The organism is Roseospira marina (assembly GCF_014197855.1).
Lineage (GTDB): Bacteria > Pseudomonadota > Alphaproteobacteria > Rhodospirillales > Rhodospirillaceae > Rhodospira > Rhodospira marina.
The window spans coordinates 213,626-231,064 of sequence record NZ_JACIGJ010000006.1 but is presented as its reverse complement, the minus strand read 5'-3'; the positions used below and the strand labels follow the sequence as shown (position 1 = coordinate 231,064).

At 62.1% G+C, this 17,439-nt stretch carries 15 protein-coding genes and 2 pseudogenes; 8 read left to right on the top strand and 9 right to left on the bottom strand.

Features of this window, described 5'->3' with window-relative positions; genetic code table 11:
* Positions 1-55 precede the first annotated feature (55 nt).
* Positions 56-793 (top strand): hypothetical protein, encoded by a 738-nt coding sequence (locus GGD82_RS10450; protein WP_150061442.1) that lies wholly within the window; start codon positions 56-58, stop codon positions 791-793.
* A gap of 43 nt (positions 794-836) precedes the next feature.
* Here the strand turns inward: GGD82_RS10450 and qatD are convergent, their stop codons facing one another.
* The 6 genes from qatD to GGD82_RS10420 form a co-directional block, all read right to left on the bottom strand.
* Positions 837-1,586 carry a Qat anti-phage system TatD family nuclease QatD gene (gene qatD, locus GGD82_RS10445; protein WP_150061443.1) on the bottom strand — a complete coding sequence of 250 codons (750 nt, stop codon included), beginning with the start codon at positions 1,584-1,586 and terminating at the stop codon, positions 837-839.
* Positions 1,587-1,588: 2 nt separating this feature from the next.
* The gene (qatC, locus tag GGD82_RS10440) at positions 1,589-2,956 is read right to left on the bottom strand and encodes a Qat anti-phage system QueC-like protein QatC (protein WP_150061444.1); all 1,368 of its coding nucleotides are present in this window, start codon (positions 2,954-2,956) and stop codon (positions 1,589-1,591) included.
* Positions 2,953-3,594 carry a Qat anti-phage system associated protein QatB gene (gene qatB, locus GGD82_RS10435; protein WP_311731939.1) on the bottom strand — a complete coding sequence of 214 codons (642 nt, stop codon included), beginning with the start codon at positions 3,592-3,594 and terminating at the stop codon, positions 2,953-2,955. Before qatB ends, qatC begins: the two co-directional genes overlap by 4 nt.
* A 239-nt stretch (positions 3,595-3,833) precedes the next feature.
* Positions 3,834-5,843 (bottom strand): hypothetical protein, encoded by a 2,010-nt coding sequence (locus GGD82_RS20820; protein WP_211364713.1) that lies wholly within the window; start codon positions 5,841-5,843, stop codon positions 3,834-3,836.
* A gap of 125 nt (positions 5,844-5,968) precedes the next feature.
* A complete protein-coding gene (locus GGD82_RS10425) occupies positions 5,969-6,838 on the bottom strand; it encodes a nucleotidyl transferase AbiEii/AbiGii toxin family protein (protein WP_150061446.1) in 870 nt (289 codons plus the stop codon).
* Positions 6,831-7,388, bottom strand: coding sequence for a type IV toxin-antitoxin system AbiEi family antitoxin domain-containing protein (locus tag GGD82_RS10420; RefSeq protein ID WP_211364714.1), 558 nt, complete (start codon positions 7,386-7,388; stop codon positions 6,831-6,833). The genes GGD82_RS10425 and GGD82_RS10420 overlap by 8 nt, the downstream gene beginning before the upstream one ends.
* A gap of 378 nt (positions 7,389-7,766) precedes the next feature.
* On the opposite strand from GGD82_RS10420, the gene GGD82_RS10415 reads away from it, so the two are divergent.
* The 7 genes and pseudogenes from GGD82_RS10415 to GGD82_RS10385 all read left to right on the top strand — a co-directional run bounded on the left by GGD82_RS10415 (position 7,767) and on the right by GGD82_RS10385 (position 14,952).
* Complete coding sequence (locus tag GGD82_RS10415) at positions 7,767-8,729, top strand: ArdC family protein (protein ID WP_150061447.1); 963 nt, start codon at positions 7,767-7,769, stop codon at positions 8,727-8,729.
* 211 nt (positions 8,730-8,940) lie between these two features.
* On the top strand, positions 8,941-10,680 hold the full coding sequence (locus tag GGD82_RS10410; protein ID WP_150061448.1) for a relaxase/mobilization nuclease domain-containing protein: 1,740 nt from the start codon (positions 8,941-8,943) through the stop codon (positions 10,678-10,680).
* A gap of 26 nt (positions 10,681-10,706) precedes the next feature.
* Entirely contained in the window at positions 10,707-12,701 is a 1,995-nt protein-coding gene (locus GGD82_RS10405; RefSeq protein ID WP_150061449.1) for a conjugal transfer protein TraG, read from the top strand.
* A 5-nt stretch (positions 12,702-12,706) separates the two neighbouring features.
* Positions 12,707-13,150 (top strand): CopG family transcriptional regulator, encoded by a 444-nt coding sequence (locus tag GGD82_RS10400; protein ID WP_150061450.1) that lies wholly within the window; start codon positions 12,707-12,709, stop codon positions 13,148-13,150.
* A gap of 254 nt (positions 13,151-13,404) precedes the next feature.
* Positions 13,405-14,382 (top strand): P-type conjugative transfer ATPase TrbB, encoded by a 978-nt coding sequence (gene trbB, locus GGD82_RS10395; protein ID WP_425468501.1) that lies wholly within the window; start codon positions 13,405-13,407, stop codon positions 14,380-14,382.
* Positions 14,363-14,515 (top strand): annotated as a pseudogene (locus tag GGD82_RS10390) (TrbC/VirB2 family protein); the annotation flags it as partial. The gene trbB and the pseudogene GGD82_RS10390, both read left to right, overlap by 20 nt.
* A 77-nt stretch (positions 14,516-14,592) precedes the next feature.
* Positions 14,593-14,952, top strand: a complete 360-nt coding sequence (locus GGD82_RS10385) for a hypothetical protein (protein WP_425468505.1) — start codon at positions 14,593-14,595, stop codon at positions 14,950-14,952.
* A gap of 39 nt (positions 14,953-14,991) precedes the next feature.
* Here the strand turns inward: GGD82_RS10385 and GGD82_RS21715 are convergent.
* The 3 genes and pseudogenes from GGD82_RS21715 to GGD82_RS10370 all read right to left on the bottom strand — a co-directional run.
* Positions 14,992-15,150 (bottom strand): annotated as a pseudogene (locus GGD82_RS21715) (helix-turn-helix domain-containing protein); the annotation flags it as partial.
* A 77-nt stretch (positions 15,151-15,227) separates the two neighbouring features.
* Complete coding sequence (locus GGD82_RS10375; RefSeq protein ID WP_150061452.1) at positions 15,228-16,196, bottom strand: oxidoreductase; 969 nt, start codon at positions 16,194-16,196, stop codon at positions 15,228-15,230.
* 273 nt (positions 16,197-16,469) lie between these two features.
* Positions 16,470-17,396: an AraC family transcriptional regulator gene (locus GGD82_RS10370; protein ID WP_150061453.1), complete on the bottom strand. Its 927-nt coding sequence runs from the start codon at positions 17,394-17,396 to the stop codon at positions 16,470-16,472.
* Between the last annotated feature and the right edge of the window lie 43 nt (positions 17,397-17,439).

The window sequence follows — 17,439 nt, the reverse complement described above, 5'->3', positions numbered from 1 at the left end:
CAATCTCAATCCTTAGAGCAATTCCAATCAGTATCTATGTGCTAGGTTGTTCTTGATGAAATGCGGCATCCTGATCATAGGCTCTCTGTACTGGGACGAAGAAAACGGGCGGACCGACTGGCGCAAAAGGCGGCTGGACATGAGTGCCAGTATCCCGGTGCGCGCACCTATTTATTACGGGCGCAAGTCGAACTCGCGGGGCAACACCTACACGATGACTTTTCGACGCAACGATCCGTCAGGCATGGCGGCTCTTGTGCCATGTCAGCAGGAGATTGAGACGATCGAAGACTTGAAAGACGAAGTCGAGGCCCTGTGGAAGGCGGAAGCTCCCAACTCCCGATCAGGCACGATCGGTAGTGGTTGGGGCTGCGTCGGGGCGCTGCTTCTGCTTGGGAGTGATGAAGCCAGAGAAGCGCTGGCAGAGGCTTGGAAAATCCATTTCCGGACGTGTCGAACGGAAGGCCTCTCTGTAGTTGATGCGGATGGCAATCTCGATATCGTCTGGCCGGAAACCGAGAACGGGGCACCAGCGGACATGGATGTCATACTGGCCACTGCCACCAAGCCGATCACTGTGCCGCCTCGGGCGCATTCCGTCGCAGATGCGTGGCTCAGTCAGAGCGGCGGCTATGAGCGGTACTTCCTTGAGAATGTGCGCCATGGCATCCGTACATTTGACGATGGCGAGATCTGGCAGAGAATTGAAAAGCGGGCACCCCACTGGCTGACCTCCGAGGACTACGCACAGGCCATCCAGGCCCTGCGAGCCGAAGCGGCAGGCCACGAATAACTGTCATATGCCCACGGATCACCATTGCCATAGAAGGCATCGTCTAGTCGCTCTGAACGAGGCTCTTAAGATTTGAGATTATCTGGGAACGGACGCCCTCGATTGTCGAGCCGACGGAGGAAGCAATCATTTCGACGGCACGACCAACATCGCCAGGGTTGATCGGCTTATCACCGCGAGTGAGGAAGGGGCCGTCCGTCTCGGTCAGAACACGGTCGATTGGTATTTCGCGCATCACGCGCAATCCGGTCGCGGAAGCGAGCATGCCCTCGTTAACGGAGAAATAGCAGCCGCGATCAACGGCCCTGCGCACATCGGCCTTGCTGCCAGTGAACCAATGCAAGACGACGCGCGCCCGATCTGGCGGTAGATGCTCATCGAGCATGTCCAGGACCGACTTCGTCGCCCTGACACTATGCAGACTCAAGATCTTGTCGCCTTGCTGAGCGCAGGCTCGAAGAATTCTGCCGAAGACCGACTGTTGCAGCTCGAAAGAGCGATAATGAGCGGGTCCGCGATCAAGCCCGATCTCCCCGACGTAACGCGTCCGCGGCAAGAGCTTCTCGAACAGGTCGAGCTCGAGATGCCGATCGGCGACGAGCTGCGGATGCAGACCGAGCCCAACCCTTACGAAGTCGCTGTCTGCGGACAGTTCGACATTCCTTTCAAACGCCTTCGGGGTCGTCGTGACCGCCAAGGTCGCTACGCGCTTGCGATCGCAGGCCGCGATCGCTCTCGCGAGGTCGGGATAGAGGTCGAGATGCGTATGGAAATCCACGTAGTCAGGCCGCATGATCACCCGCCCGGCCGTGCCCGAACACCTTTCAGGAGCTCGGCGACTTCAAGGACGCCACGTCGAAACACGTCGGCATAATCCGGTATCTCATCCGGCTTGTCATGGAGCGGACCGGGCTTGTGGACCAGTATCTTCGCGAGATCCGGCTTCGCCCTGATCCGCTTGGCCATCAGCTGGAAGGACCGGACGTGCTCCCCTTCGGGCTGGTCGGAGGCCAGGATATGCCCCTTCAGATCCTCAACCGTGTAAAGCGTCTCATCGTCTCCATCGAGACCGACTTCGAGCGAAGCTCTCCGGATCAGGCACGGAACGCAGTACCCGCAGTGTCGAGGGGAGAGCTTCTTGTAACGCGCCTTCGCCGGCGACGAGCAAGACATGGAGTTCGCCACGATCTTCTCAAGGAAAGGTTTGTCGGCGCAGTTCGCAACCATCTCGCCCTTCGTCATGTGCCTGTACGGGTTGTTCAGTTCGACATCGAGGGCGAGAGCGTCGATTAGCCTCTGCATGCTCGCGATGAAGTGCGGATGCGCCGTCCGCGTGCTCAGTGCCCCAAATCGCAACGGATCAAGGGGCACGTTGAGCGCAATGAGGCCGTTCTCCGGTATGTCGACCGTGGTCCGTCCATCGATCGCCGACGCTGCCAGCGTCGCCAGCGAGTAGAAGAGGAAGGATCGTCCACGCTGGGTGTTCTCCGTCTCCCCGGTGGTGAGATGGTGCTTGTCGAAACCGAGCCGCACCCGGAGACTCTTGAAAGCCTCTTTGCCGAACCGGTTTTCCAACCGGTCGAGGATATAGGCTTGGGCTTTGGCAGTCTCGCCATCCCAGTAGTGACTGACGAACAGCGGGCGTTCACTGCCGCTCAGGAGATCGACTGCGCCGATGAGACTGTCCAAACCGCCGGACAGGAGGCTGACCTTTGTCAGCCCGTCAATCGCCAAGCGTTTCGGAGCGACGGCGAGGGTTCTGGTCCTCTTCGTCCGGTCGCGGAAGAAGACACGCCACCGGTCCCCGGAGAGAAAGCGCAACATCGACTCAATCGATCTCGTGCTCGCCGTCCAGGCCGAAGAGGTGGACACCGGGATGTAGAGATCGATCTCGCGGGTCCAGCCATCTTGTGCGTTCAACTTTCGGGAGACTCTCGTGTCCCCGGCGTTGACAAGCGCGGCGAGGACGGCGAGGTCAATTCCCTTCTCCGAGGGTTGCAGCCCGAGGGAGGCGAGTTGGTCTAACGCGTGACCGATGCCGAATCCCATGCGCAGGTCACCGTCCAGGAAATCGATCTCGAATACGTCGGAGTCGGACTGGACCAAGTTGATCTTGCCCTTGTCGTCGGGACCGAGCCGACCGATCAGACTGAACCTTCTCATCCGTCGTCTCCCAAGGCTTCGACCAGATCGAGTGCTGCGCTGTAGAGATCGTCGACGAAGCTATCGATGGCCGTCGCATCCAGGTCGCTCAGATCGGTTCCGAGCACATCGAACTCATCGCGCACACAACCTTCGACGAAGTCATGCAACATGGCTTGTGCGCGTTCGACCCCGCCGATATCCGAAGGCGCCGCGATGGCGTTGGTCCCTACCTCATTGAGAATTTTGCCTTCGATCGAGCGGCTCACCACACCGATGAAGAACTCGCGCAAATCGTCTGCGGAGAGCTCATCGAAGTTCCCGACACCCGCGGCGGCCAGGTCGGCGACCGTCTCAAGCATCGCGTCCCTCGCGATCGCTTCGTCAATGGTGCCGCCCGCAGGACACAGCATATCCGTCAAAGCGACGAACACGTCCTCGGCGGGAGCCCCCGCCATGCCCTCAAGATTGAACCGCCTCAGCGCCTCTGCCGGACCCTGATTTACGAAGTTCCTCGCGAGGCCGGCTACGCCTCCGGCCACGGCGCGGGAGTTCGGCATACGGCTCGCCGCAGCGCGTCCGCCACCGCTCGCACCTACATATCGGCTCGCGCCACGCCGCAGGGCTCGCTCATCAGATGTTCGCGCACCCCTCGTCATGTTCCCGCGAGCGCCACCGAGACCCGAACTCGCTGGAACGGCAGGTATCGGCGGGTATGCCTGAGCCGGTGTCGGCCCGGCCGGCGCCTCCCCGTTTTGATCCGGTCCCCCGTTCCCGTCGCCCCCTGTGGCTTCTGGCTCGGCATTGTCGGGCGCGGCCGCGGGTGGCGACGCGGGCTCGTCGACCCAGCTCGGAACCAGCCCGTTTTTGGAGCCGCCGAATGTTCCGGACGTCCCCATCAGCTACGCTTCCGCTTGCTGGAGAGTTTCATCGCCGCGCTCGCTGCAGCCTTTAGCGGCTTGTTATCGTCCTGATCGGCCCATCCCTTGAGCGTCGTCGCAAAGTCCGAACCTACGTCGATTTCGCTGAAGACTGACGCCCAGCCGCTGACAGTCCAAGGGCCGAGTTTGGAGACGGGAAGATCCTGCACGAAAGAAAGCAACGGCCTCTGAAGGAAGGGATGCTGACGCGCCATCTCGGCCAGCCCCTTCACGCCCGCGGGCTCCTGGGCCAAGTCCTCTGCATCTCGCACTTTGGCGCGCAGCGCATCGAAGACCTGTTCCGCTTCAATCGACTGAAGCCGAGCAACTTCCGCCGCAGCCTGCTTCACCTGTAGCGGCGAGCCCTGAAGCTTGGCGACGAGTTCGTCCAGTTCGCCCAGGGATGTGACCGCGCCAAAAACGCTTCGCCTGTCTCGGGTTACGAAGACGTATGGTCTAAGATCGTTTTCGGCGAGCGGCGGATCAATGGCCGCCCACTGCTTCGCCCATTCGATGTTTGGCCAATCGGGCAACGAAGTCTCCGTGGACGGACCAGTCGTTTTCCCGTCCGCCGACTTCGTCTCCAAGCCGGAGGGAGGGGCCGCGACCACGGCTTCGAGCGCCGCGAGTTCCTCCGACGCTCCGGTGTTCGCGGAACCGCGCGCCATCGCGTCGTAGAGCTCAGGGGCGAAGCGTTCCGCGAGCATGATCTTTGCGAGTACCGAGATGTTCAGTTCATCGCGGAAGCCGCGCTCCTCCGCGATAGCCAGGCCACTTGACGAGCAAAGCTCCTCGACAAACTGCTGAGACAGATATCGCACGCGTTCATAGCTGAACGGCCCGTTGGCGTCCGAGCCATTAAGAGCGCGTGTTTCGGGTTCTCCAGCCGCCCACTTCACCCTTACCTTTGCGTCACCCACAAGTGGGCGAGCGCGAACGAGGAAGGAGGGGTTTGCCCATTCGTCTGCTTTCCAGGCATCGTCAGGGATCGAGTCGCAGCCCGCTGCGATCATGTCTGCCAGCGCCGTCTTGCCGGAACCGCGGGCCCCGATGATCGCCACCAGGCCCGGATTGAGCGGTATGGTCGACGTCTTCATCCATGGCGCATCGAGAACCTCGATCCCGGCAATCACCTGCGAAGGCGTTGCCGACGCTGGCGGCTCGCTCCCGACATGCGCCCGGTCGCCCGGGTCGATACATGCTTGCCGCAGCGCGTCGAATTCAAGCCCACCCTTGATCCAGGAGAAGCGGTCCCCGAACGGAGAAGCAACACTCTCGAGGTCATGTGCGTCGCTTCCATGCAGGCACGGCTTCAAGCCACCGTACACTTTACGAATTTCATCGGCCGACATTGAAGGTTTGCGGCCTAGCCAGAATTCCCGCTGCGCTTCGCTGCTGGCGAATATCACATGGGCAAAGCCTTCGATCTCACGTCGGATGGTTTGATCGGCCGCCTCTCGAACGCCCGATGTTCCATCGTTCGCCCCACCCGCCACGCCGATCAGAATGTTCTTCTTCGCCCAGCCGCTCTCCGCATACACTTCCCGAAGCTGCTGGAAATTGACCTTGAACTGGCTAGCGCCATAGGCGAGTGCGGCTCCATCGTCGGTAATGTTCGGATCCGCTTTCTTACCCAGCCTGATCAGGTCGGCGCGCGTGCAGTCGAACCGATCCTGCATCGCGTTGAACTGCAGACGCGACAATAGCCGTTGCAACTCTTCGATGTGCTGGGGATCTTCGGGGCTGACGAACAGGTGCAGATTGACGAAGCCTCCTTTCGAAGTCGCAACGTCGAGCCTTACCTCCACGTTCGGAAAGATGAGGGCTGTGTTCGGGAGTCTGCCCGCATCCCGGTGTCGCAGGACTTCCCGATAAGTGTCGGTAACGTAGTAGTCAGTGACAGCAATCGCCTCGATGATTGGCGTCGCCTGTTCAAGCGCCTTGAGATAGTCGTCCCATGCGTTCGGCCCGCTGAACTGATTGTTCATCACCGTGCCAGGTGCATGGATATGTGGCTCCCACCTGCGCCACTCCGATCCGCGATTTAGCATAAGCCCCCCATAAATGCTTTTGCCCCTGAATGTTTTCCTCAGTGCAACCTTCCACTCTACTACTATTGATCCAATTCATTAGCTCGTCTGGCCCGTGGCATCAAAAAGCCAGCGAGTTCTTCGAGAACCAGCGCAAGAGGCCCTGGTTCAACCGCAACATCCTCGACAAAGGCGCGCCACTGCTGCTGTTTCTGTTCGTCTGCGGCGAAAGCCGGCGTGAGCGCATCGGGCAACTCGGTCGGAACCGTGGTTTCGCGCCTTGCGAAAGTCGCGGCGATCGCCTGCGCAAGCCTGTCATCATCGAAGCTGAACGACCGGCTGAGAATCCAGATGTCGTAGAAGTCCTTCATACGGCTGTTGGCGCGGCCCAGCGCCACCATCGCCTGGAACTTCTCGGCAATGACCGTCTCCCGCGAATAGGCGCGCAATCTCGGCGCGGGGAGATCGAGCATGACCGGGTAGTCGATGACTTCCGCCCCGGGCTCCAGCGCATCGCCGAAGCCGATATCGATCGTCAGATTGATCCGGGCGCCGCCGACCGAAGCGATCGCACGCAGCCGGAGACCGCCATAGTCGAGTTCCTCGCGAATGCGGTCGACACGCAGCGTATCCGTATCGAACACGACGCCGTCTTCGACATCCTGAGACAGGATATCCCGGAATGTGGCCAGCATCGCGTCTCCGCTCGGGTCACCGAAACCAAGAAGATCAAGATCGCGCGTCCCGCGGTGCGGATCGTCGAACCAGCTCATCATCAACATCGCGCCTTTCAGCACGAAGCGGTCGGCATGGGGTGACTGGCTGAGCCGGAACAGAAGGCGCTCCAGCGCGAAGCGCGTGAGCACCAGATCGAAGCTCTGTCCGTTCGCCTTGGAGAGGTTGAGGAGCCGGGCGCGCACTGAGGCGCCAATATTCTTGATCTCCTTAGCCATTGGCGGTCAGCGCCTCCAGATAGGGGCGGATGACCGTGCCGACCCCGCCTGTATCCGCCGCCCTCGCGATCTCTGCCGGCGTGGCCTTTCGTTGGCGCAGAGCCTCCTGCAGACCTTCGAGCGCGACGGGCAGACCGATCTTGCCGCGATGCCGGAAGCAATCCGCGACGGTCTTTGCCACGCCGAACACCTTTACCGATACGCCTTCGATCACGTGGGTTTCGACGCTGTCGGCGAGCAGATCGTCCGAGAAACGCAGCACACGGATCGGCATGTCGCTTGGCTTCGGCGTCCAGTCGTTCCGGCCGATCGCCATCCACACCTTCTTGGGAAGCTGATCCGTGAGGCCATGAAAGGCGAGTGCCGAGGCGAGGCAGATCACGCCCTTGGGGAAACGCTTGGCCGCCTCGGCAAGGCTGTGGTTTGCGTCGAGCTCTGCATCAGGAAGCTGGTACAGCCCACGCGCCAGGCGGATCACCTCGCCATCCTTTTCCATGCGGCTGACGGTTGCGGCGGTGACACCGGCTTCTCTGAGTTCCGCAAGTCGCATAATCCCACGAGTCGCTAGGAGGTCATGGGCTATCGCGCGCTGGGACCGGACCTGAGGCATGGATACATATTCTCGCACTTCAACAGTCATGGTGAGAGGTTTTGTATCACGTGGAGCAGTAGAGGAAAAGACCAACGACGTTGTTGACTCGGCTGTTTGGAAGCCACCGCGCCGCTGATTGGAAGCGTATGGACCGCAACGTGGAAAGCCCGGGAGGGGAAAGCCTTCCCCTGCGGTCGAGCCCGTAGTCTCGTCCGACCCCTTCGAGCGGGGGATTCCCCCGCAACGCCCCCTTTGAGAGTGAGAGTGCGGACGGGATTGCCGTGACGGGTTGAGGGCTGGAGGAGAGGCCTCCGGCGCCCGTCGTGGAGAACCGCGATGTCCAGACTGAACCGCAAATCCGGCGCCAGGGGCGACCGGACCAATCTCTATTCCGAAATCACCGACAAGATCATCGCCGAGTTGGAGGCCAGCCGGGTCCCATGGGTCCAGCCCTGGGGCACCGCCGCCGCGAAGGCGCCGCTGTCCATGCCGCAGAATGCCTCGACCGGCCGGACCTATTCCGGGATCAACGTGCTGCTGCTCTGGGGCGCCGTCATCGAGCGCAGCTTTTCCGGCCAGAGCTGGCTGACCTTCCGCCAGGCGCTGTCGCTCGGCGGCAATGTCCGCAAGGGCGAAAGCGGAACCACAGTCGTCTATGCCGACCGCTTCGTGCCCGAGGATGAGAAGCGCCGCGCGCGCGAGACCGGCAAGGATGCCCAGGCGATCCCGTTCCTGAAGCGCTTCACCGTCTTCAACACCGACCAGTGCGAGAACCTGCCCGAGGACGTGGCAACCGCCGCGCCGCCAGTGCCGGCCGGATTGATCGAACCGCGCGTCGAGGCGCTAATCGCGGCAACGGGGATCGACTTCCGCATTGGCGGCAACCGGGCCTTCTACGTGCCGGCCCATGACTATGTGCAGGTGCCGCCGCCGCAGGCCTATTTCGAGCCGATCAATTGGCACCGCACCGCGCTGCACGAGCTTGGCCACGCCAGCGGCGCTCCCCATCGGCTCAACCGCGATTTCTCCGGCTCATTCGGTTCCAAGAAATACGCGTTCGAGGAGCTGATCGCCGAGATCAACGCCGCCTTTTGCTGCGCCTCGCTCGGCATTACGCCGACCGTCCGGCATGCGGATTACATCGGCTCCTGGCTCGAGGTGCTGCGCGAGGACAATCGCGCCATCGTCCGCGCCGCCAGCCAGGCGAGCAAGGCCGCCGACTGGCTGCTGGCCTTCGCCCCGGACGATGCCGATCAGACAAACCGGGTCGAACCTGCTTGCGACAGGAGGGTGGCATGATCCTCTTGACCGACGAGCTGCGCGACCGGCTGCTGGCCAACCACAACCGACCGATGGCGAGATAAAAGGGCGCACATTGCGCCTCGGACGGTCGGTTGTTTTTCCTGGGTTTTTCGCTGCCTCCGGCACATTGCGCAGGACTGCAGCAATGTGTCCGAACGGCTTATCTTTCTGTTTTCGTTGAAATTTGTACACATTGCGGGTTTTCGCCATGACTGACGAGCGCGAATTCCGCATCCGTCCGGGCCGCCCCCGTTCGTCCAGTACGCAGCGGGCAAAACCCTTTATCGCACAGGCCTTGGCAGCGGCGCGCAAGGCTGGCGGCAACGTCTCCCGCTCGGGCCGGATCAGTCCTGGCAACCGCTCGCGCTTCGGCCGCGGGCGAACGGCGAGCATCCAGGCGAACCGCCTGCTCACTGGCCGATCGCGCGTTGTCGTCATCAAAACCCGTGTTGTGCGCCAGACCCGCCGCTCCGCGCCGCTCACGGCGCATCTCGATTATTTGCGGCGCGACGGCGTGACCCGGGACGGGGAGAAGGCGCGGCTGTTCGGGCCGGAGACGGAGAACGCGGATGCCGGCGCCTTTGCCGATCGCTGCGCCGATGACCGACATCATTTCCGGTTCATCGTCTCGCCCGAGGATGCAGCGGACCTTGCCGACCTCAAGGGCTTCTCGCGCGATCTGATGGGCCAGATGGAGAAAGATCTTGGCACGCCGCTCGACTGGGTTGGGGTCGATCACTGGAACACCGACAATCCCCATGTGCATATCATTCTGCGCGGCCGGATGGAGGACGGCCAGGACCTTGTCATCTCCCGCGACTATATCAAGGAGGGGATGCGCGCGCGGGCCGCCGATCTCGTCACCCAGGAACTCGGGCTCCGAACCGATCTCGACATCCGGCGCGACCTGGAACGGCAGGTCGAGGCCGAGCGCTGGACCCGGCTCGATCGCCAGCTCCTGCGCGATGAACGCGCCGTCGGGGTGATCGACATGGCGCCGGTTCCCGATCGCCAGCCCGACGAATACCAGCCGCTCAAGGTCGGCCGTCTGTGCAAGCTGGAGACCCTCGGTCTCGCGGCCGAGGTCGGCCCCGGCCAATGGGTGATCGATGGCAAGGCCGAGGCAACCCTGCGTGAGCTCGGCGAGCGCGGCGACATCATCAAGCGCATGCACCGGGCACTGACGGATCGCGGCATCGACCGTGGGTCTGCGAGCTATGTGCTGGCCTCCGAAAGCCTCGACACGCCGATCATCGGCAAGCTGGTCGACCGCGGCCTCGACGACGAGTTGAAGGGCACGGCCTATGCCGTGGTCGACGGCGTCGATGGGCGCACACACCATATCAGACTATCCGACCTCGATGCAGCCGGGGACTCGTCGCCCGGCTCGATCGTCGAGTTGCGCCGGTTCGACAATGCGAAGGGAGAACGGCGTGTCGCACTCGCGGTGCGCTCCGATCTCGACATCGAACGGCAGGTGACGGCGCCGGGTGCAACCTGGCTCGACCGGCAGAACGTCGCCCGCGAACCGGCGGCATTGTCCGATGGCGGCTTCGGCGCCGAGGTGCGCCACGCCCTCGACCGGCGCGCCGATCATCTTGTCGATGAGGGCTTCGCCGAACGGGCAGGTCAACGCATCCGGTTCACCACCAATCTCATCGACAGGCTGCGCAACCGCGAGGTGGAGCAACTCGGCAAGACGCTCGCCGCTGAGACCGGCATGAGCTTCAACCGCGCGGGAAGCGGCGACTATGTCGCTGGCTCCTATCGCCAGCGCTTCTCGCTCGCCTCTGGCCGCTTCGCCATGATCGATGACGGCCTCGGCTTCCAACTCGTGCCCTGGACACCGTCGCTCGAAAAGCAACTCGGCAAACACATCTCCGGCGTCGCCCGCACCGATGGCGGCATCGACTGGAGCTTCGGCCGCAAGCGCGGCCGCGGTCTCTGATCCATCACGCAAGAAAGGCAACACCCATGTCCGGCACCAAGATCCTCTGGGGGCAGATCCTCACCGTCTTCCTGATTGTTCTTCTCACCACCTGGGGCGCCACCGAATATGTCGCCTGGAGGCTCGGGTTTCAGGCGCAGCTTGGATCGCCCTGGTTCATCCTGCTGGGCTGGCCGGTCTATCTGCCGCCGTCCTTCTTCTGGTGGTGGTACGCCTATGACGCCTACGCCCCCGACATCTTCGTCCGTGGCGCCTTCATTGCCGCGTCGGGCGGGTTCATTGCGATCGCCGTCGCGGTCGGCATGTCTGTCTGGCGCGCACGCGAAGCCAAGAAGGCGGAAACCTATGGCTCGGCGCGGTGGGCAGAGCCGCAGGAGGTGAAGTCGGCGGGGCTGCTGCATCCCGACGGCGTCGTGCTCGGCCAATATGATCGTGACTATCTGCGCCACGACGGGCCGGAGCATGTGTTGTGTTTCGCCCCGACCCGATCGGGCAAGGGCGTGGGCCTCGTCGTGCCTTCGCTGCTGACCTGGCCCGGATCGGCGATCGTCCACGACATCAAGGGCGAGAACTGGCAGCTCACGGCCGGGTTCAGATCGCGCCACGGCCGCGTGCTCCTGTTCGACCCGACCAACGCCAAATCCGCCGCCTACAATCCGCTGCTCGAAGTCCGGCGCGGCGAATGGGAAGTGCGCGACGTCCAGAATATCGCCGACATCCTGGTCGACCCCGAAGGCAGCCTCGAGAAGCGGAATCACTGGGAAAAGACCTCCCATGCCCTCCTGGTCGGCGCGATCCTCCACGTCCTTTATGCGGAGGTGGACAAGACGCTGGCCGGCGTCGCAGCTTTTCTCTCTGATCCGAAGCGGCCGATCGAGTCGACGCTGGCCGCCATGATGAAAACCGCGCATCTAGGGGAGGCGGGACCGCATCCCGTAATTGCCAGCGCCGCGCGCGAGCTGCTCAACAAGTCCGATAACGAGCGCTCGGGCGTGCTTTCCACGGCCATGTCGTTCCTCGGCCTCTATCGCGATCCCGTGGTGGCCGAAGTCACACGGCGCTGCGACTGGCGCATCGGCGACATGGTGGGCGCGAAACACCCCACCACGCTCTACCTCGTCGTCCCGCCTTCCGACATCAACCGCACCAAGCCGTTGATCCGCCTGATCCTCAATCAGGTGGGCCGTCGATTAACAGAAGAACTGCAGGCGAAAGCGGGCCGCCACCGGCTGCTGCTGATGCTCGACGAGTTTCCGGCGCTCGGCCGGCTCGACTTCTTCGAGAGCGCATTGGCCTTCATGGCCGGATATGGGCTGAAAAGCTTCCTGATCGCGCAATCGCTGAACCAGATCGAGAAGGCCTACGGCGCCAACAACTCGATCCTCGACAATTGCCATGTTCGCGTCAGCTTCGCGACCAACGACGAACGTACCGCCAAACGCGTTTCCGATGCACTCGGCACGGCCACCGAGATGAAGGCGATGAAGAACTATGCCGGGCATAGGCTGAGCCCCTGGCTGGGACATCTCATGGTCTCACGCTCGGAGACCGCGCGGCCGCTGCTGACCCCCGGCGAGATCATGCAGCTCCCGCCAAGCGACGAGATCGTCATGGTCGCGGGCACGCCGCCGATCCGGGCGAAGAAGGCCCGCTACTACGAGGACGCCCGCTTCAATGAACGCATCCTGCCACCACCGGCACACACCGCGCCGAAGGAGGGCCGCCCCGACGACTGGACCACACTGCCATTGCCGGTGCATCCGGCAGTGGTCGAACCGAAGGATGCGGCAGCGATCCAGGACAACGAGGACCCAACCGATTCCGAGCGCCGCCATCAACCCGAACTCAGCCGGGTGAAGCCCGTCGAAAAGAAGGTGCCCATCGAGAATCCCTTCGAACTGGATACTGACCGGGACGAAGATGTGGATGACGCGGCAACGCGCAATCGACGCATGACCGGGATTATGCAGGGGGTGGCGCGGCAGGTCTCGCTTGATCCGAATGACGGCATGGAGCTGTGATTGCGATGATCGCACGCAAGAAAAAGGCGCAAATCTCCGTCTATCTCGATCCCGCAATCATGGAGATGCTGGCGGATTACGCCGCACGTCGCGATCAACCGCAGTCGATGATCGCTGAAGCCGCCATCGCCTCGTTCCTGTCGCCAGATGCCGCTGAGCGGCGCGAAGCGGTCATCGTCAAACGTCTCGATCAGATCGACCGACGCATGACTCGGCTCGAACGTGATATGGGAATCGCCATCGAGAGCTTGGCCGTGTTCATCAAATACTGGGTCGCAACCACGCCGGCGTTGCCGGAACCTGCCGCTCAGGCAGCTCGCGCCAAGGCCGGGGAGCGCTACGATCAATTCGTCACGGCGCTCGGCCGCCGTCTCGCGAAGGGCCCGAAACTTCGACAGGAAATATCTGAAGACGTTGGGCAGACGCAGGAATCGGGCAGCGGAACCTGATCAGTTGCTGATTTAAAAGCTCGCTTCGCAGATCGGAGACGATCGCTGGCACGTGCAAGCTCACGCTTCGACCGCCGCCGTTTTCCTGTATTTGCACGCCACGCTACTACGACGCTAAATACTTGTTGAATCAGCTATAAATCAGGATCTTTTACTCATCCCCGCATGGGGATCGCCTTTTTGTCCCCGTTGGAATCGGGGATCGGATGGCAGCCTCACATCACAATTCGGAAGGGATCGCTCGAGGCGCGCGGATGCTGCGCACCGCGCTCGGTCCGGCCATCGCGGCCTTCCTTGAGGACCGCGGCGTCGTCGAGGTGATGCTGAACCCGGACGGGCGCCTCTGGATCGACCGCCTCTCCGAAGGTCTGTCGGATACGGGCGAGCGCCTGGCACCGGAGGACGGTGAACGCATCATCCGGCTGGTCGCTCACCATGTGGGTGCCGAGGTCCATACCGGAAGCCCGCGCGTCTCGGCGGAACTGCCCGGAACGGGGGAGCGGTTCGAGGGGCTTCTGCCGCCGGTCGTGGCGGCGCCGGCTTTCGCGATCCGCAAGCCCGCCGTGGCCGTGTTCTCCCTCGATGACTATGTCGCCGCCAGCATCATGACGGCCGAGCAGGCATCGGCCTTGCGGGCCGGGGTCGCGGCGCGCGCAAACATCCTCGTCGCCGGCGGCACATCGACGGGGAAGACCACACTCACCAATGCGCTGCTGGCCGAGGTCGCGAAGACCGCCGACCGCGTCGTCATCATCGAGGATACGCGCGAGTTGCAATGCGCCGCGCCGAACCTCGTCGCCATGCGAACGAAGGACGGCGTCGCCTCACTCTCCGATCTCGTCCGCTCTTCTTTGCGCCTGCGGCCCGACCGCATTCCCATCGGCGAGGTTCGCGGCAGCGAGGCGCTCGATCTCCTCAAGGCCTGGGGAACCGGCCATCCGGGCGGCGTCGGCACGATCCACGCAGGCACGGCGCTCGGTGCGCTGCGCCGTCTTGAGCAGCTCGTCCAGGAAGCCGTCGTCACCGTCCCGCGCGCGCTGATCGCGGAAACCATCGATCTCGTGGCCGTGCTGTCCGGACGCGGCTCCGCACGCCGTCTCTCGGAACTCGCCCGCGTCGAGGGACTCGACCCCGCAGGCGACTATCGCGTCGTCAGAGCGATGGAGGCTCCGGACACACCTCCTCCCACAGCAACCGCAAAGGAAAGCTCCCATGAACCAGATTCTGCATAAAACCCGCCAGAGACTGGTGACCGCCGCGTCGATCGTGGTCATTGCCATGACGACGGCGCCCGCCGCGCACGCCTCCGGCTCCTCTATGCCCTGGGAGGCGCCGCTCCAGTCGATCCTCGAATCCATCGAGGGGCCGGTCGCCAAGATCATCGCCGTTATCATCATTATCATCACCGGCCTGACACTCGCTTTCCCGACGCCGCATCCGCTTTGGTCGATGCCGAACGCAAAGCGAGCTTCGAGGAAGCAGGGACGCATTTCGAGTCGAGCTATTTCCTCACCTTCACCTATCTGCCGCCGGCCGAGGACGCTGCGCGCGCCGAGAGCTGGCTCTATGAAGGCCGCGAGACCAAGGGCGTCGATCCGCACGAGGTCCTGACCGGTTTCGCTGACCGCACCGACCGCGTGCTCCGCCTGGTCGACGCCTTCATGCCGGAATGCCGCTGGCTCGATGACGCCGAAACCCTGACCTATCTGCACGGCTGCGTCTCCACCAAGCGTCACCGTGTCCGCGTCTTCCAACCGCCCGAGTGCTGCGACGTCCTTCGCCCCATTCTGGACGCTTTCTAGGGCTGTTCGCGCACGGCGCAAGAAACGCTGCCCTGCTAGCGTCAGGGTGACACCTGTGCTTCTACGTTGAAACAGAGAGGCACCGAGTTGGTCTTCGAGATCACGGATCCGCCGACTGATTGCAGATTCCTGAATCCCCAGCGCAATGCCAGCTTTGCGAAAACTTCCGAGTTCCGCTGCTGTCACGAAATAGCGCAGATGTCGAAGTTCCGTTATCGCCTTGCGGCGATGTCGGACAGGTTCGGTATCGCTCCATTCGGTGTCCTCCGCCCCTGTCAGAACGTGACACCCGTCATTTCCTCACTCACTTTCCACAAATGCTCAGCAAGCGAAGGATCGATTGCCCACGGCCGTACACCGAGAAGCTCGGTGCAATCTGCCGGTACGGCTTGTGCGATATTGCAGTCCTCACAGTAGACGCCACCCATGCCATCGAGCAGTGGGCTCGTGGCGCACCACACTTGCGTTGCAGCTCCCTGTTCCGGCGTCTTCTTATTGTTCTGGGGGTCTATGATCGCCTTGCCATCGGCATCGCGATAGCCGGAGGCGATACTGGCCTCGATCGGCATATCTCGGGTAAACCCAGACTCGACAATACCGCCTGGATGCAGCGCGAAGGCCCGCACTCCATGAGGCTGGCCCAGTCGATCCAGCCAAACCGAAAACAGTGCGTTGGCGCTCTTGGACTGACCGTAGGCAACCATTGGATCGTAGCCGCGTGTTTCGAAATTGATGTCATCGAAATCGATGGCGCCGGCGGCATGACCACACGAGGATACCGTGACCACACGGGCATGCCCGTTGACCAGAGCCGACCAGAGCCGGGCAGTAAGCTGGAAATGACCGAGATGATTGGTGGCGAACTGCGCTTCGTAGCCGCGCGCATCATGCTCTAGCGTCAAACCGATATAGCCGGCATTGTTGACGAGCAGGTGGATTGCGTGATGGACGGCGAGAACCTGCTCGGCAAATGTGTCGATCGAGGTGGGATCAATGAGATCGAGCGCCGCAATCTCGACACCACCAATCCCCTTCAGGGCTTTCTCCGCCTTTTCAACGTTGCGCGCTGGTACAATCACGGTTGCCCCCGCGTTCGCGAAAGCCTTTGTGGTCTCGAGACCGATTCCGGAATACCCACCGGTGACGATGGCGACTTTCCCTGAAAGGTCGATTCCCTCGATGACATCCCGTGCCGTGCTGGCTGCCCCGAAAGGTGACCGGATCGGGGATTGAAGAGTGTTCATAGTGCATCCTTTTTATGTCGCAGCGTATTGTTGGCGACTTAGTAGATAGGAGCACAAATAGGACTTTTAATATTTGAAAGTCCTGAAAATTTGCGAGATAGTCCTGAATTTGGACTCGGCTCAAGTCAGCGCATATTTCCATAATTCACAATGAGACGCTCGTCATACAGGTCGGGTATCATGGTTGCCCGGTCGGAGGCGCATGGCTACTTCTGCCAGCATTGCTTGCAGACCGCGTTGACGAATTCTGGTCGTTGAATCCGGTGTATCCTTTCAGCCATCGACATTGCCTGAAGAGAACTGGAAGCGTTTCGGCGCGATACCTGTCACGCGTTTGAACGCGTTGCTGAATGCGCTGACAGAGGTGTAGCCAAGCATCGTTGCGATCTGCGACACCGGCTTGGTTCCTTCCTCAAGCGCCCGCACGGCCAGCCGCATGCGCCACTCGGTCAGATACGTCAGCGGCGGTACGCCACAAACCGCCTTGAAACGTGCGGCGAGCACAGAGCGGGACATGCCGGTGGTTTTCGCGAGTTCATCAAGGTGCCAGTTCCTAGACGGCTCGGAATGCATCAACGCGATCACCAGCGCAATTCGCGGGTCGCCAAGCCCGCGCAGCCAGCCGACATTCGCTTGCCCTCCAGCCTCCAGATGGGCGCGAAGCACGCGGACAAACAGTAACTGCGCCAGAGAAGCGGTCGAAAGACCCGCGCCGACTTTCTTCGTCTGCACCTCGCTCACCACTTCGCGTGCGAGCCACTGCAGCCCCGCTGCCTGCTCGGAGTCGCTGGCGACGTGAATGATTGGCGGCAATTCATCGAGCAGCAGATTGCGTCGTGTTTCGTCGAGCTCGACATGGCCGCCCAGGTAAAGAACGTCCGCTCCGTCACCCAGGGAAGCCATGTTGTTTGGTGCTTCGCGGAAGACCTTCCTGGCATCCAGCGGAGCGGCATCGAGGTCGCTTAACACGTCGAAGGCACGGTCGCCCTTAACGAAGAAGACGTCACCCGCCTGCAATTGCTGCGACGTGTCAAGACCATCGACTCGCATCCAGCATGCGCCGTTTACGACAACGCCAAACTTGATGGCGTCGGGACGCGGAAAACGAATGCCCCAGCGACCGCCGGCCGTAAACCCGCCTGCCACCTCGCAGCGCGCGCCAACAAAAGCAAGGATTTCGGAAAGCGGGTCATCAAGCATATTCAGGACTATCGCGCAAGTTATCCAGATTGACAAGCATTCA

Coding starts and splice junctions, on each gene's coding strand:
- trbB (WP_425468501.1), top strand. CDS start 13,405: ATGCTGCGCACCGCGCTCGGTCCGGCCATCGCGGCCTTCCTTGAGGAC.
- GGD82_RS10450 (WP_150061442.1), top strand. CDS start 56: ATGAAATGCGGCATCCTGATCATAGGCTCTCTGTACTGGGACGAAGAA.
- GGD82_RS10375 (WP_150061452.1), bottom strand. CDS start 16,196: ATGAACACTCTTCAATCCCCGATCCGGTCACCTTTCGGGGCAGCCAGC.
- GGD82_RS10405 (WP_150061449.1), top strand. CDS start 10,707: ATGTCCGGCACCAAGATCCTCTGGGGGCAGATCCTCACCGTCTTCCTG.
- GGD82_RS10400 (WP_150061450.1), top strand. CDS start 12,707: ATGATCGCACGCAAGAAAAAGGCGCAAATCTCCGTCTATCTCGATCCC.
- GGD82_RS20820 (WP_211364713.1), bottom strand. CDS start 5,843: ATGAACAATCAGTTCAGCGGGCCGAACGCATGGGACGACTATCTCAAG.
- qatC (WP_150061444.1), bottom strand. CDS start 2,956: ATGAGAAGGTTCAGTCTGATCGGTCGGCTCGGTCCCGACGACAAGGGC.
- GGD82_RS10425 (WP_150061446.1), bottom strand. CDS start 6,838: ATGGCTAAGGAGATCAAGAATATTGGCGCCTCAGTGCGCGCCCGGCTC.
- GGD82_RS10420 (WP_211364714.1), bottom strand. CDS start 7,388: ATGCGACTTGCGGAACTCAGAGAAGCCGGTGTCACCGCCGCAACCGTC.
- GGD82_RS10410 (WP_150061448.1), top strand. CDS start 8,941: ATGACTGACGAGCGCGAATTCCGCATCCGTCCGGGCCGCCCCCGTTCG.
- GGD82_RS10370 (WP_150061453.1), bottom strand. CDS start 17,396: ATGCTTGATGACCCGCTTTCCGAAATCCTTGCTTTTGTTGGCGCGCGC.
- qatB (WP_311731939.1), bottom strand. CDS start 3,594: ATGACGAGGGGTGCGCGAACATCTGATGAGCGAGCCCTGCGGCGTGGC.
- qatD (WP_150061443.1), bottom strand. CDS start 1,586: ATGCGGCCTGACTACGTGGATTTCCATACGCATCTCGACCTCTATCCC.
- GGD82_RS10415 (WP_150061447.1), top strand. CDS start 7,767: ATGTCCAGACTGAACCGCAAATCCGGCGCCAGGGGCGACCGGACCAAT.